The organism is Paenibacillus sp. Soil724D2 (assembly GCF_001427935.1).
Classification (GTDB): Bacteria; Bacillota; Bacilli; order Paenibacillales; family NBRC-103111; genus Paenibacillus_E.
On sequence record NZ_LMRY01000045.1, the window covers coordinates 264,274 to 278,281 of the forward strand.

Annotated in this window: 12 protein-coding genes; 1 reads left to right on the top strand and 11 read right to left on the bottom strand. The window is 45.2% G+C overall.

Going from position 1 to position 14,008, the window contains the following annotated elements; translation table 11 throughout:
* Positions 1 to 9: 9 nt before the first annotated feature.
* From ASG85_RS27975 to ASG85_RS27985, 3 genes are all read right to left on the bottom strand, one after another.
* Positions 10 to 279 (bottom strand): hypothetical protein, encoded by a 270-nt coding sequence (locus ASG85_RS27975; protein ID WP_060648421.1) that lies wholly within the window; start codon positions 277 to 279, stop codon positions 10 to 12.
* Between the two features lie 55 nt (positions 280 to 334).
* The gene (locus ASG85_RS38260; RefSeq protein WP_156396868.1) at positions 335 to 487 is read right to left on the bottom strand and encodes a hypothetical protein; all 153 of its coding nucleotides are present in this window, start codon (positions 485 to 487) and stop codon (positions 335 to 337) included.
* Positions 488 to 929: 442 nt separating this feature from the next.
* Positions 930 to 1,262 carry a hypothetical protein gene (locus ASG85_RS27985; RefSeq protein ID WP_156396870.1) on the bottom strand — a complete coding sequence of 111 codons (333 nt, stop codon included), beginning with the start codon at positions 1,260 to 1,262 and terminating at the stop codon, positions 930 to 932.
* Between the two features lie 156 nt (positions 1,263 to 1,418).
* On the opposite strand from ASG85_RS27985, the gene ASG85_RS27990 reads away from it, so the two are divergent.
* Entirely contained in the window at positions 1,419 to 1,700 is a 282-nt protein-coding gene (locus tag ASG85_RS27990) for a hypothetical protein (protein WP_060648424.1), read from the top strand.
* A gap of 27 nt (positions 1,701 to 1,727) precedes the next feature.
* Here the strand turns inward: ASG85_RS27990 and ASG85_RS27995 are convergent, their stop codons facing one another.
* The 8 genes from ASG85_RS27995 to ASG85_RS28030 all read right to left on the bottom strand — a co-directional run bounded on the left by ASG85_RS27995 (position 1,728) and on the right by ASG85_RS28030 (position 13,950).
* On the bottom strand, positions 1,728 to 3,272 hold the full coding sequence (locus tag ASG85_RS27995; RefSeq protein ID WP_060648425.1) for an arylsulfatase: 1,545 nt from the start codon (positions 3,270 to 3,272) through the stop codon (positions 1,728 to 1,730).
* 90 nt (positions 3,273 to 3,362) lie between these two features.
* Positions 3,363 to 4,901, bottom strand: a complete 1,539-nt coding sequence (locus ASG85_RS28000) for an extracellular solute-binding protein (RefSeq protein WP_057305845.1) — start codon at positions 4,899 to 4,901, stop codon at positions 3,363 to 3,365.
* 15 nt (positions 4,902 to 4,916) lie between these two features.
* Entirely contained in the window at positions 4,917 to 7,034 is a 2,118-nt protein-coding gene (locus tag ASG85_RS28005; RefSeq protein ID WP_057305846.1) for a hypothetical protein, read from the bottom strand.
* 122 nt (positions 7,035 to 7,156) lie between these two features.
* Positions 7,157 to 9,172 carry an alpha-L-arabinofuranosidase C-terminal domain-containing protein gene (locus ASG85_RS28010; protein ID WP_063860402.1) on the bottom strand — a complete coding sequence of 672 codons (2,016 nt, stop codon included), beginning with the start codon at positions 9,170 to 9,172 and terminating at the stop codon, positions 7,157 to 7,159.
* 13 nt (positions 9,173 to 9,185) lie between these two features.
* Positions 9,186 to 11,024 carry a sensor histidine kinase gene (locus ASG85_RS28015; protein ID WP_057305848.1) on the bottom strand — a complete coding sequence of 613 codons (1,839 nt, stop codon included), beginning with the start codon at positions 11,022 to 11,024 and terminating at the stop codon, positions 9,186 to 9,188.
* Positions 11,021 to 12,034 carry a response regulator gene (locus ASG85_RS28020; protein ID WP_057305849.1) on the bottom strand — a complete coding sequence of 338 codons (1,014 nt, stop codon included), beginning with the start codon at positions 12,032 to 12,034 and terminating at the stop codon, positions 11,021 to 11,023. Before ASG85_RS28020 ends, ASG85_RS28015 begins: the two co-directional genes overlap by 4 nt.
* A gap of 95 nt (positions 12,035 to 12,129) precedes the next feature.
* Positions 12,130 to 13,002, bottom strand: a complete 873-nt coding sequence (locus tag ASG85_RS28025; protein WP_057305850.1) for a carbohydrate ABC transporter permease — start codon at positions 13,000 to 13,002, stop codon at positions 12,130 to 12,132.
* Positions 13,003 to 13,005: 3 nt separating this feature from the next.
* Positions 13,006 to 13,950, bottom strand: coding sequence for an ABC transporter permease (locus ASG85_RS28030; RefSeq protein ID WP_060648427.1), 945 nt, complete (start codon positions 13,948 to 13,950; stop codon positions 13,006 to 13,008).
* Positions 13,951 to 14,008 lie beyond the last annotated feature (58 nt).

Genomic DNA, 14,008 nt, shown 5'->3' on the forward strand with positions numbered 1-14,008 from the left:
TTCATTAACTTATGACCAAAGCCTCACTTCATTCCACTGCTGATACAGCTGGTTCACCTCCTTGGACAGCTCATCGTCGCCATTCTTCTTCCAATCCTCAACAACCGCATCAATCGTATCCAGCGGTGCTTCACCGGTAATGACTCTGGCCATTATGGACATCCATTTGGATTCAAGCTGAACAATAGAAGCACCCGGAGCGTTCTTCTGTGTATTCGGCAAGTCAAGCCCAGCACTTCGGTCGGATTCACGATCTCTATGCCGAGTTGGCCTTTCCAAAGTTTGTTTCCGCGTCCGTCGACTTCATGAACAGAAAATCTTTGTCTAGAATGTCTTATGCAAACGCTTTCAGTAAATCAATGAAAGCCTTCTGATCCTGTGTTTTCACCTGTACCGCTACTAGCTTGCCATCCTTCAATGCCCATTCATTGCCAATTTCGAAAAACTTGCCGATTATCCCCTTATCAACCTGCCATTCGCTAGCCATGACCCATTCCTGTTGGAACCTTACGGTTGTCCGCCTCTTTGAACCAAACTCTGCATTATGAAGAAGCCTCCCCTCCCTATCGGTTATTCCTTGCATTTCATAAGCTCAGCCGTGTAATTATACTGAGCATGATCTTATTATAATAAAAGCAAACCATAATTTAGTTGCACAGAACCTTGATTAGTTAACCGATTTCACGAAGAATGCTCATCCTCATTCCGTAGAGCCGGCATTACGCTTTTTGTTTCCCATGATGCCGGGACGTCCAAGCCTGCAAGCTCCATAATGACAGGTGCGATATCGAAATGCTGACAAAGGATCCATGCGGCGGCCTCTCTTGAATCGACTAGGTGCCCACACAACCAATGGGGACACGGGTTACGGCGTCATACATAGTCCATTTTTAAATATGATTTTTATCCCCCAGCATTTCCCCATGATCCTAGGTGAAAATAATGACTGTATTGTCCAAGTACCCTTTTTCGCCCAATGCGCTTATAATTCCACCAATCTTCTCGTTAATCATCGTGATATTGGCATAATAATAGGCTCGCATGCGGTGCAAATGCTCACGAAGACGAACCGACTCGCTCAGAAGCGAGTCCATCGGGATCAGTTCTAGCATTGTCCAACCGGTGAATGCCGATTGAAACTTGACCAGCAAATAATGCCGTCCTTCGATTTCGATTTCCTTGGACTCCTTCTCGCCGATGCGCTGAGCCTTGAGCTCATCGAATGAAGCCGGATCCAACGGATCGGCGGAAGCCGATTCCATGTCGGAGGAAAGCTGCAAATAATTTACCTTGAATGGAACGGGATGGGAGCCATTCGACCCATCGTTTGACAGGATGCATAACGATTCCTCCGGTTTGGCTGGGATGGATTGGCCTCAATATGTGCATAGATACAGGGTAACGGAAGGCGAATTATATTGCGCCGGGCAATGCACAACATCCGCCACGCCGCGATGACTGCGGAACAGGGAATAGCCTGTCCGGCGCCAGAACAGGCTATTGCAATGATGGCTTCTATCATCGGATTAACGGCTGCTTGTAATATACTGCTCCTCTCCTACTGTGGACTTTGCTCCAGCCCTGTAACTATGCAGCAGCACCATCCGACAAATTACGTCCCTTACGGCAAAATCGCAGACGGCCAACGCTTGGCGGCTCATTACCCGGCTGGGGGTGAACCGCTAAGCGCTGGCCGCTGAAAGTTCTTCTTCAAGGCTCGACAGCCGTTATTTCTTGGGGTAAGATTCCTTTAATTTTCGGATATCTACTACCTGTTCTTTTTTTCCCGCATTTTTATCAAACTTTAAGTATTGTTCCCTGGTCAGCACGTTCGCTCTTTGCGTCCATCGTACGTATTCTTCCTCCAACCGCCGTACGACTTCCGGATACTGTTCGGCCAAGTCATTTACTTCCGTTCCGTCGCTCACCATATCATACAGCTCCCAAGGCTGGGCATAGAACCTGACCAGCTTCCAGTTCTTATGCCTTACTCCGCAATTACCCTCATGTTCCCAGAACAAATACTCCTTCATTGACGTATCGTTCTTCCATATGGAAACCATACTTGTCCCTTCCATCGGTATAATTTGATTTCCATTATACGCCTTTGGATAGACGGAACAGGTTACTTCTACAATCGTAGCCATGATATCGGTAAGCTGTGCTGGAGATCTTCGAAGATCACCCTTGTCCTCCAAACCGGCAGGCCAATGAACGATAAAAGGTGAAGCAATTCCGCCCTCGTGGATATAATGCTTATACATTCGAAACGGTGTGTTGGATAGATTGGCCCAGCCATAGCCATAATGGCCGTTTCCGGTGAGGTAGTCTGGCCCGCCTGGAAGAAAATCAGGATTTTGAATTTCTGGAAACTCTCCGCTCCCCCCATTATCGGACAAGAACATGATGAGTGTATTGTCCAGCTCATCGACTTCTTCGAGAGATTGAAGCAAGCGGCCGATGTTTTGATCCATACAATCCACCATTGCAGCGTATACCTCAAATGCGCGAAGCCTCCACGCTTTATGAGGCTCTTCCGCCCAAGGCGAAGCAGCGGAGGCCGCTTGCGGCGACAACTCCCAGGATGCATCAATTATATTCATATCCTGCATGCGCCCGAATTTTTCGTCCCTTAACACATCCCAACCTTGATCAAATCGGCCCTTGTATTTTTGAATATCTTTCTCCTTCGCCTGTAAAGGAAAATGGGGAGCATTGAAAGCCAAGTACAAAAAGTAAGGCTGATTCGGCATTTGCTCGCGATGCTTGCTAAGAAACCCAACAGCTTGATCCGTCATATGATCCGTCGAAAAAAAATCGTCGTCGAAGCTGTCGGGATCCAGTTTCTGCCCGTTTAAAGCAACCTTCTCAGGGTTAAAATATTCCGGGGTATACACGATCGATTGATCAAAGCCTCTTTGGTGGGCAGGCACGACGCCCGCATGCCATTTACCGGAATGATAGGTTCCGTAACCGCTGCCCTTAAGCACCTCCGCAATCGTTACGCAGTGATCGCTCAGTCGCTCGGTGTATGGACCGTACTTGCCTTGAAGGTGCGCCATCCCTGCTTGATGCGGATGCAGCCCGGTTAAGAGTGACGCTCTGGACGGCGAGCATCGAGCCGTATTCGAAAATTCGGTAAATCGAATCCCGTTACTGGCCAGCCTGTCGAGATGTGGAGTGTCGATATGACCTCCATAGCATCCGATATCCGAGTATCCCATATCATCCGCCAGAATCACAATGACATTCGGTTTTTGGTTCTGATTCATTTGAGTCCGCCTTTCCCTTCGACATGATTATTGGCGCTGACAGTTCCTTACTCCTCTTTCATTTAAACGATTGTATGTGGATAGCATTTTTTATTTACGCTGTTTGTAGATTTCATTCACCTCTTTGGTTAGTTGCTCGCCGCCATTTTTCAACCATTCGTCCACTGCTTTGTCTATTTCTTCCATCGGTGCATCATTGGCAATAACACGCGCCATGGAAGACATCCACTTCGTATTTAACGTTGTTATATTTACCTTCTTGTTGGCTTCTGTCTCTGCAGCCAAACCTAATCCAACATTCGGCCAATCATATTTATCATTGTTGTTCAGCCATTGTTCAACCTGCTTGACATAACCCTGATCGTTATATTTGTGGAGCTGGATCGCTTTATCGGCACGACGGAAAAAGTTAATAGAGAATAGATTTCCGGTTTCTTTCGTCTGAAGCTTCTCAAAGCTGCCATCGTCCTTCTTCTTATAATCGACACCTTCTACGCCTTCTTTAATGAGATCATATCCTTCATCTGAAAGCATGTAATCAAGGAGTTTGAGAATACGCTGCTGTTTCTTGGGATCTGTATTCTTATTAATGACGACCTTCACCTGACCACTGCCCTCCGTTTGTGTCGCTCTGATTCCCGTAGGCCCAGCAGGTGGCAGAAGTTGAATAAGCTCCGCTTGAGGTGCATTCTTCTTGATGTTTGGAATATCCAAACGAATGGCTTCATTCGGATTTACAAGCTGAATCCCCGATTGTCCGTTCCATAGCTTATTTCTCGCGTCCGCAGGCTTCATAACTAAGAAGTTCTTATCCATTACACCCTCTGCAAATGCCTTTCTCAGGAACCCAATGAAACCCTTCAGTTCCTCTCTTTGCGCTTGCATCGCCACAAGCTTACCATCTTTCAAAGCCCATTCATTCCCTAATCCGAACGCTCCCTGCAAATAGGCTGCATTGCCGAATGTGCCGTTGGCAAGGGCCAGGATAGAGAAGCCAGTCGTATCCGCCTTGCCATTCCCATCTGGATCTTGCGTTACAAAAGCTTTAGCCACGTTATAAAATTCATCGATCGTCTCAGGCACTTTCAGATTCAATTTATCTAGCCAATCCTTCCGGATGGACATGGAGAAGAGATGCGGAATGCCATAATACGGAATGCCATAATAGGAACCCTTGGCATTTAATTCCATCCATGCTGCTTCAGGAAGCTGCTTGGTCAAATTAGGGTACGCACCCAGATAAGGTTTTACATCCAGAAACACGCCTCTGTCACGCCACTGCATATAATCTTCGGGAGCAATACGATATACATCGGGAAGGCTGTTTGAAGCAGCAAGAACACTTATTTTGTCGTTGTAGCTTGCGCCGGGAATCCACTGAATATCAAGCTTGATGTTTAACTTTTCATTCAACTTCTTAATGAGAGCAGAATCATTCGAAGGTCCGATTTCAGCATATTGCGGCACCATCAATGAGATATTCATGAGCTCCTTCCCGTCGTCAAGGCTTGCCGCAGAAGGCGTTGAAGTACCTCCCGCTTCTGATTTCTGGCTTCCATTCGTGGAGCATGCGGATAAACTGCTTACAGAAAGCAGCAGAGCTAAACTTAACAAGCACTTTTTTTTCATAGAAGCTCCCCCTCTTTAAACGTTAATAAATTTCAATGAGACCCTCGCAACCGAACCTGCAGGCATACTTATTTCTGCTCGTCCATCAGAGGCTACAGCTAGCTGTGATTCGATGATATGATAGCCGCTCTTTACATACCAATCGGTATGTCTTAGAAAAGGTGAATCACCGTACTGAAGCAGGACCGATGATTTCATTTCCCCTGTTAAACATTCTCCTTCTAAATGAACGGTATGGGCAAAACTCAGATCTCGATTCACAAGAAACAGGATGATTTCATCATTCCGATCTGAAATAACTGCGGCGGCATCAACATGCGGAACTTGTTCCATAGGTCGGATTCGAACCCAGGTCTGCGGCATCGTAAACGACGAGCCTTCTGTTTCAATCTCCAATCGCCGCCAGTTCGTATCGGTGCGCAAGAAAGGTTCCGCATAAAACCGTGACGTATCATTTCCTGGATTCACAGGCCTCATATCCACGGGGTAAGCCCGATAATATAGGGTATTGTCTCTTTGGTAGGCGTATTTGACAGAATCACCTTGTCGAATAAAGGTATTAAACATGGAGGAAACATAACACGCGTGAGCCATCGTTTCAAACTCCGCTTTTGGCCAATTCATATCCGTTTCCGGTTCCAGATTCCATTCCCCTATTTCCAGCGCCAGAGGCTCGAACCCGTATCCTTTAGCCAGTTCCTTCAGTTCTTGAATATTAGCTTCGTATTGGGTTGGATAGGAAACCAGAACTTGATTATAGAAAGATGGATCAGCAGCATTGCTTGCTAACCATTCCTTTCGCAAGCCTTCATCCCGTATTCCTCTTGTGTACTGGTGGATATCGAGCCCGTCGATATATGCAGGGCCTGCAATCTCGAACATTCGTTTGTTCCATATAGGCGGCTGGCCTGGAATTTCAGAGTAATCCACATAACTCGGGTCCTCTCCAGCCATAATAATGGAAATGGAAGGATCTATCTTTTTCATCATGGTATAGTACGTTTGAATTCGCTTGGAAAAATCGATTGAGTTCGTATAACCGAATTGATAATCCCCATAGCTCTCATTGCCAACCTGCCAAAGCTTAACTCCCCACGGTTCCGGATAACCATGTTCAGCGCGCAAACGCCCCATGGGAGTGGTGATATCTCCATTCACATATTCAACCCACTCTGCTGCAAGTTCAGGAGGCAAGTCATAGCTGAAACCGACATTTAAGAATGGCTCCGCTTCGATTAATTGACAGAATCTAAGGAATTCGTTGGTACCAAAATAGTTGGGCTCCAGACCACCCCAATTTTGATTATCTCGAACGGGTCGTTGCAGCCAAGGGCCGATCCCATCTTTCCAATTATATTCATTGGCATAATTACCGCCCCAGCGTATAGAGGTGACATTGTACATCTTCAGCAGCTCTATGGTCGTGGGGTTAAACAAACCTTCTACCGCATCTCCGGAAGTCAACATCACCCAATCGAGATCAACCGTACTTTCCCCATCTGCATCGGCTATCAAGCTTAATCTGTATTCACCAAAGGGAGAATCTGAATAACGGAATTCACTGGCTCGATCCAGGGTGAGCAGCAGATCGTAACGCTTCCAATTTTCAGTTAACTCCACACTGCTTTCACTTAGCCTCACACCCGCTTTATCCTCAAGCGCCGTATGCAGGCGGGTAAAAGAACCCGATGCTCGTGCATAGAACTGCAGGCGATATTCTAAAGTTCGTTCATCAGCCAGTGTAATTCGCTGCACAATCCCTCTTCTTCTCACGCCGTCCGTAAGCTTCATTCGCTGGTAGCTCTTCCACGCTGGTTTTCCGTGAACCCCGCCTTGCAGCTGTTCAAATGCACCCTCCTGATCGCCGACAGGCTCCCAGGGATAAGCCAATCCCGATGTATGTGGGGTGTCCCTGTACATGATTTCTGTCCGCATCGTCCACGGTAAATTCGTGCCATCCTTTTTTCTTTTCGAAAACCAAATCTCAAAGGAGCCATTGGCGATACAATCATCAATAATACCTGGATAGGTATCCTTCCCATTCATTTCAAAAAATTTCCCAAATATCCGCTTATCTATTTGCCAATGGCTCGCTTTCTCAGGTGCTGTGTGAAGGCGTATGTTAAGTCCCAAGGCTAATCCTCCTTTTGTCTCCATTTCTCAAATCATGTTAATCCTGTTGTCCTGCTTATTTAGTATGCATGTAATTCCGTTTTTTTTCGTTACACAGAAACTCGAAATGTTATCCGATATCATTAGATAGTTGTCAACTGGACTTCGAGAGCATAGACGGCATGAGGTTGCAATTCATAGCTCCATTTCTCCCCCACCGTCTGGATGTTCAGAACCTCTTCTTTAATTTTATTCGGTTCAAATACGGTGTTATAAGCCTCATAGTGTTCTCCTGTAATCGCATAAAGCAGGGCATCACCCATCGGTCTCCAAGCAGTCAAATCACAGGTCAATGGGACATTCTCCAAACTCCGATTCACGATAAACATCGTCAAGATATCGTTCTGCTCGGAAATACACGTCACAACATCCAAATTAGGCAGTTTATCCAAAGGAAGATCAAGCTTTGATACCCCGGCATCAAACGTATGGCAAAGTACCTGGGTTTCCACAACTCGATGCAATTGACGATTCGCATACAGACGTAAAAGGTGATAGGTCGCCGTTCCGAATATGGTGTCCTGACGTCCACTCCAGCCTGGCTTCTTCATGCGCTCATAATGATCTCCGACTCGGATACAGCCGCCCACCCAACCATTCACTAAATCAGAGAAGTTGGCGATATGGACCAGATGACTCTGTCGAATCATTTCGTTAAGCATGCAGGCATTGGCAACCGCAGCTTCTAATGTATGATTGTTCGGCAAATCAGGATTGGGGAAATACATGGTATTCCATTCTGTAACCGCAATTTTCAAATGCTTTAGATCTTCACTGCCTTGAATAATCGACTCCAATTCACCAAATAAAGACCTTGCTACTTCAGGAAAGGCCGTTATCGCTTTGAAACGGACTTCACCTGGGGTCCCGGCATCCATAGGAAAGAAATTTTGTCCTTGATACAGATGAAGTGTCAGGTAATCCATGGCTGAACCGGCTAATTCCAGCACTTTTCGATTCCATCCCGGGGCAAGCGAATCTCTGGCCGTTCCACAACCTAATAATCGAATGGATGAATCCTTTTCTTTCATTGCTTTTGCAAATGATAAATAATTGTCCGCATAATGTTCAGCAGAACACACGCCTGCCTGCCATGGACCGTACATTTCATTGCCAATTTCCCAATACTTGACTCCGTATGGCTCTGGATGTCCATTGCTTGCTCGCATGGCCCCCATCGGTGTTAAGACGTCCCCATTGCAATATTCCACCCACTGAGCAGCTTCCTCCGCTGTTCCCGTACCCATATTCACACAGATTTGGGGCTCCACACCAAGCTGTCGGCACAAAGAGACGAATTCGTCGGTACCAAAATATTTATGCACCTGCCCAGCCTGCTCCCATGCCTCATTGATGTAATTGGGTCTGTGATACGTCGAACCGACGAAGTCCTCCCAATGGTACAAACTGATGTAGTTGCCACCCAGTCGCATGATACCGCAATTCAATGCCTTAGCCATTTGAAATACGTCTTTCTTCAATAACCCCGTCTGTTGATCAGGGAGTATAGAAATATGATCGAACCAAATCATCCCTGTTGAAACCGAGTCCTCCCATTCCGCTGGAGGCAGCGGTATCGCCCACACCTGCATTTCGACAGCAGCACAGGAACGAGAAATCTCCAGGTTACCCGCAACTTCTTTCCAACGATGTTCCGTAACTTCGAGCTCTGTCGAGCCAAGAACCTCCCCGTTGCTCCGATCAAGCAGTTTTACCAGAACCCTGTGGATTTCACGCGTAGCCCGCATATACATGCGCAGGGTATGAGGTACACCATCTTCAATGTGAATACACTGCGCGATCCCTGACATGCACCTATCCTTGTTAAACAATCTAATTTTTTGACTATGTCCCGCATGCCCTCTTGCAGCTGGTTCTATCGCAAATTGGGTGTGCTTTCCGAAATTAAGCGGATACCAGGAACCCGAAACACCATCCAGATTATGGTCTTCCTCTTCGAAATCCATATTCCTGAGTGGATAAGCCAGCATCGCTGGCATATGATCATCAATATCCTCGATAAAATTCCCAAATATAAAGGGATTTATGGTGTGACCTGAAATGTCATTACCAACGATTAATCGCGCTTCAGTCATCATTTCCCCTCCTTCTTCACTCTTTCTTAAGTAAAGGTACTCTTATGGAGACAACTGTCCCTCTATTCTCAAATGACGTGATCGTCAAACCATAGGAGGGACCGTATTGCAGCACTAAACGTGCATGCACATTGACAATCCCTAGCGACTCACTTTTCATTAGCGTTTCGTTAGCCTGGGTAAGGATCCAATCCAACCGTTCCTGTAATTCTGCCAACTTGCTTACTGCAATGCCATTGCCATTGTCAGCAATTTCAATAATTAAGTCCTGTGCTTCATTGTAAGCACTGACAATGACTGTTCCACGTCCGCTCTTCGGTTCAACCGCATATTTAATGGCATTTTCTAGTATTGGCTGTAGTGAACATTTCACAATTAGCACATCCAAATACTTTTCATTGACATAAAAGCGGCTTTGAAAATGCTTTGGAAATCGAATCTTAATAATTTCCAAATATTTTTCCAATTGATTAAGTTCTTCTCTTAATGTAACAACAGGCTCTATGATAGAGGCCGTGTACCGGTAATAGTCTCCCAGGTTTTTGGCAATCACTTGAATGCGTTCATTTTTTTCTATATAGGCCAGACTGTTAATGATTTCTAAAGTGTTATACAGGAGATGCGGGTTAATCTGGTTTTGCAGTGCTTGGATCATGGCTTCTTTCTGTCTTAGCAAAATGTGCATCTCATTTACTTTCATAGAGCTGATAGTCTCAATGAGCTGATGAAGTTGATCCGTCATCCGGTTATAGCTGCGGCTCAGCAGCTGAATTTCATCCTTGCCTGGAATGACCTGCGCTCGAACATCCAAATTCCCTTTTTCAACATGTTCCATTAATTGCTTTAAACGCCGGAGAGGGCGAATGAACCACTGCGCAACAATCGGTACGAGAACAAGGACGACAGCGGCGAGAATTAGCATGGCTGCAATCATCGCGTTACGTGCCACTTTGACACCGCTTGCCATCTCTTCAAACGGAACCATCGCAACCAACTTCCACTTGGCTAACTCCGATTCGTTGTAAGCAACCAGCATTTCCGTACCCTGAATATCCTGAACAGAAGAAGTCTCATTAAACTTTAATTCGGATAACTTTGTTTCCTGAATGGGTTTACCAATCAACTCCGAATCAGGATGATACACAACCGTGCCCTCTTTGGATACGATAAAGAAATATCCTTTCTTAGCGAGAGAAGACCGTACAATCGTCTTTTCAAGATCGCTTATTCGCAAGTTAATGACTAGCCTTCCAGCCAATTTCATCGTATCGAGTGAGAAAATTGGCACGAGCAAGGAGATGACATTTTTACCTGTTACTTGAGATCTGTGTGTCGGCAGCACCTTTAAGGTAGAACTCATCTCCATTGCAAACCATGGTTCATTCAGATAGGTTTTAGATATTTGATCAAAGTGCTGAATATTCGAGACGACACGTCCACTCAAGGACATCAGAAACATACTGTCAACCTCACTGTAATTGAGGGCGACATAATTATTCAGCACATCCTCCAATTCGGCCAGCTGAGTAGGAGTACTCGGTTCTTCACTCGCCAGCCAATTCTGAATAATACCGAAATTACCAGTCAATTGGGTAAAATCGTTTCGCTTTGGCAAAGGACCCGCAACTAGTGAAGAAACAGAAATTTTCATTTGTTGAATATAGAGATCTATTTGATGATTGAGACGATAAGAGGCATCATCTGCAAACTGAAAAAAGTCATTTCGCGCCGCTTTCATATAGAAATATTGGGAGAGGGTCCCTGTTAGCAAGATGGATGAAAGCGTTACCGTCAGTAGGATCAGAATCAACTTTACCTTGATCGAATATCGGCTAAACCAAATTTCCCGCTTCATAAGCCCAGACCCTTTCGATATTCATTTGGGGTCACGGACGATACATGCTTGAACACACGGTTGAAATAGGGCAATGAAGCAAAACCAACCTCTTCCGCAATCTCATATATTTTTTTGTCTGAGTTTCGAAGGTATTCTAAGGCTTTTTCAATGCGTATCTGGTTTACATAGTTCACAAAGCTTTTCCCCGTATACTGTTTAAACAACACACCAAAATAAGACGTACTCAAATTGGAATAATCAGCCATCTGCTTTAGTGTTAATTCTTCTTGCATGTGGGTCATAATGTACTCGCAAGCTCGTTTAATAACGAGTCGCATGTTATTATTGGCAAACTGCGGATAGCGGCGTATCCACTCGTGCAAAAGGTCATGAAAGACATGGCGGACTTGATGCTCATTCAAATCCTCAGGAACGGAAGCCTCCTCAAATGCAGGATAAATGACCTTCACAACTTCCACGAGTTTACCTAAAAAGATACGTAAATAACTCATCTTAGCGCCCTTCTCTAATGAACGTTGACCCAAGATGACACCCAGCAGATGATCAGTTCGCTCAAACAGCTGAATCGGTTCGAATTGATGCAAACTATCCACAAAAAACTGCATGTCCAGCAAAATTTGATTGGGCTCTGCAAATGTTTCTAACCTGCTGACAGAGCGGGAAAGCGCAGAGTGAAGCTCCTTTTCCGAGATCGGTTTAAGCAAATATTCAGAGACATGCAATCGGATGGCATTTTGAGCATAAGGAAAGCTGTCATGGCCGCTAATGATAATAGAGACAACCGGTAAACGTTGATTTCGGATGCGCTGGGTAAGCTCGAGTCCATCCTTATCCGGCATTTGAATATCCGTGATGACCACAGTCGGCCACAGCTCTTGGATGAGACGCCAGCCTTCCTCGCAGCTGGAAGCTTCTCCAGTCACTTTAAAGCCATCCATTTGCTGAACCATTTCTACAATAGCATCCCTAATGAGCAGCTCGTCTTCTACTACTAGCACATGATACATCTGTATCCCCCTATATCTCACGGTCTGTCGAAGACTGTTTTAGTTCAAACATACTATATAAGGGCGCGCTTTAATAGTGGATATTGTTTCAATAACTATCCTTTGACAGAACCCATCATCATTCCCTTGCTGAAATATTTTTGCATAAAAGGGTATACCAGAATCAGCGGCATAGCTGCCAGCAGGATTGCGGCATGCCGGACAGCAGGTGTATACGCATATCCATTTTCCGTAACAGCGAGTCCCAGTTCAGAAGTATTTACAATGAGTACCTGACGAAGGAAAACCTGCAGCGGATACGAATTCGCATTGTTTAGATACAATACCGCTTGGAAGTAGGTATTCCAGTTGGCCACGGTATAGAATAACGTAAAGGTTACCAACACCGGCAGCGAGATAGGCAATATAATCCGCCAAAGAATTTTAAACTCACCGCAACCATCGATACGGGCAGATTCTTTCATTTCGTTTGGCAGCGTCTGAAAGAAGCTGCGCATGACAATCATGTTGAAGGGAGCTATCGCATTGACAAGCCAAATCGACCAATAGGAATTGATCAATCCGAGTTTATTCACAACCAAATAAGTAGGGATCATGCCTCCATGGAATAGCATCGTGAATAATACCATGAAATTGATGGTTGTTCTGCCTTTGACACCCGGCTGGGACAAGCCGTACGCCATCAGGATCGACAGCGTCATATTTATCGTTGTGCCTACCACGGTCAGATAAACGGCATTCTTAAATGCACGCGTGAATTGGTCATTATCCAAAAGAAATCTATACGCTTCCAATGTCCACTCTTTGGGCCAAAGCACAACACCTTTAAGCAGCAATTCTTTACTCGTGGCAAAAGAACTAAAAAAGGTAAACAAGAATGGCACGACAACGATCAATGCCAAACACAGAAGAATAAGAATTACACACGTATTAAACACGTTGTCTTTCAGGGACTGATCTGCTTTCATTCGCTAGTACACCCCTTCCTCTCCCAGCTTGCGTGCCAGTTTATTGGCACCAAGTACAAGCGTAAGTCCTACAATGGATTTGAACATTCCTACCACGGCCGAATAACTATAATCGCGTTGAAGAATACCGGTACGATATACGTAAGTATCAAATACGTCAGAGACATGAACATTAAGCGGATTCTGCAGCAGAAAAATATGTTCAAAGCCAATGTCCATGAAATTGCCCAGCCGCAAAATGAAAAGTACAATGACGACGTATCGAATCCCCGGCAGGGTGATATGCCAAATCTGACGGAAACGGCCCGCGCCGTCTACCTTTGCCGCTTCATATAAGGAAGGATCAATGGAGGCCATCGTGGCCAAATATAAAATGGACCCCCAGCCCATCCCTTGCCATATATTTTGCAGCAGCCACATCGGTCGAAGCCACTCCGCCTTCGTGAACAGCTCGATCTTTCCGAAGCCTGCTGACATCAGCCACTGATTGATAACGCCATCTTGTGAGGAAAACAATGTCGTCGTTATAGAAACAATAACAACCCATGATATGAAATGCGGGGCATACATAATGGTCTGCACAACGTTTCTGACTGTTTTCAATCTCGCTTCATTCAGCAGAAGGGCCAGAAGAATCGGCGCAGGAAAGAAAAAGAAAATATCCATCCCTGCAAAGTAAAACGTATTTTTGATCAGCAACGGAAAATCTTGCTCTGTAAATAATCGCCCAAAATTATCAAACCCCACCCATTTGCTTTTCCATATGCCAACAAACGGATCATAACGCTGAAACGAAATGAGGAGACCCAGCATAGGGATATATTTAAAAATCAAGAAATAAAGTAATCCAGGCACAATCATGACATAAAATGGAAGGCGGTCTAGTTTCAACGGTTGCTTTCTAGAATGAATGGTAGTAGCTGTAGCTGCTGTCTGGGTATTTCTCATAATTACCTCCAAATGTTAGAACTGCATTTGAACTCATTATACAGACTGCCCTTGCCGA

Bases quoted from the DNA above. Each gene is read 5' to 3' on its own strand.
- ASG85_RS38260 (WP_156396868.1), bottom strand. From the start codon at position 487: ATGGCTAGCGAATGGCAGGTTGATAAGGGGATAATCGGCAAGTTTTTC.
- ASG85_RS27985 (WP_156396870.1), bottom strand. From the start codon at position 1,262: ATGGAATCGGCTTCCGCCGATCCGTTGGATCCGGCTTCATTCGATGAG.
- ASG85_RS27995 (WP_060648425.1), bottom strand. From the start codon at position 3,272: ATGAATCAGAACCAAAAACCGAATGTCATTGTGATTCTGGCGGATGAT.
- ASG85_RS28000 (WP_057305845.1), bottom strand. From the start codon at position 4,901: ATGAAAAAAAAGTGCTTGTTAAGTTTAGCTCTGCTGCTTTCTGTAAGC.
- ASG85_RS28010 (WP_063860402.1), bottom strand. From the start codon at position 9,172: ATGATGACTGAAGCGCGATTAATCGTTGGTAATGACATTTCAGGTCAC.
- ASG85_RS28015 (WP_057305848.1), bottom strand. From the start codon at position 11,024: ATGAAGCGGGAAATTTGGTTTAGCCGATATTCGATCAAGGTAAAGTTG.
- ASG85_RS28020 (WP_057305849.1), bottom strand. From the start codon at position 12,034: ATGTATCATGTGCTAGTAGTAGAAGACGAGCTGCTCATTAGGGATGCT.
- ASG85_RS28025 (WP_057305850.1), bottom strand. From the start codon at position 13,002: ATGAAAGCAGATCAGTCCCTGAAAGACAACGTGTTTAATACGTGTGTA.
- ASG85_RS28030 (WP_060648427.1), bottom strand. From the start codon at position 13,950: ATGAGAAATACCCAGACAGCAGCTACAGCTACTACCATTCATTCTAGA.